This window comes from Paracraurococcus ruber, assembly GCF_004353985.1.
Taxonomy (GTDB): Bacteria; Pseudomonadota; Alphaproteobacteria; order Acetobacterales; family Acetobacteraceae; genus Paracraurococcus; species Paracraurococcus ruber.
The window spans coordinates 1-424 of sequence record NZ_SMOA01000713.1 but is presented as its reverse complement, the minus strand read 5'-3'; the positions used below and the strand labels follow the sequence as shown (position 1 = coordinate 424).

The window sequence follows — 424 nt, the reverse complement described above, 5'->3', positions numbered from 1 at the left end:
GCTGAAGGCGCTCGGCGTGCGGATCGCCATGGATGATTTCGGCACGGGCTACAGCTCGCTCAGCTACCTGCAGCGCTTCCCCTTCGACAAGGTGAAGATCGACCGCTGCTTCACGCGCGAGCTGGAGCGTTCGCGCCAGAGCAAGGCCATCGTGCGGGCGGTGACCGAGCTGTGCTCCGGCCTCGACATGACCACCACGGCGGAAGGCGTGGAGACCGAGGAGCAGTTCGCCGCCCTGGCGCGCAAGGGCTGCGCCGAGGCGCAGGGCTACCTGTTCAGCAAGCCGCGGCCGGCGCGGGAGATCCCGGAGATGCTGGGCCGGCTGGCGGAGCGGGCGACGCTGGTGCTCGCGGGGTAGCGCGCGGCGGGTGCGCCGCCGGCACGGCCGCGGGCCGGCCTGCGCGGGCGACCGGCTGCGCGGGCC

The 424-nt window shown here is 73.6% G+C and carries 1 protein-coding gene; it reads left to right on the top strand.

Annotated elements, in window-relative coordinates:
- A partial coding sequence (locus E2C05_RS32530) for an EAL domain-containing protein (protein WP_133223686.1) occupies positions 1–358 on the top strand: 358 nt, incomplete at its 5' end.
- Positions 359–424 lie beyond the last annotated feature (66 nt).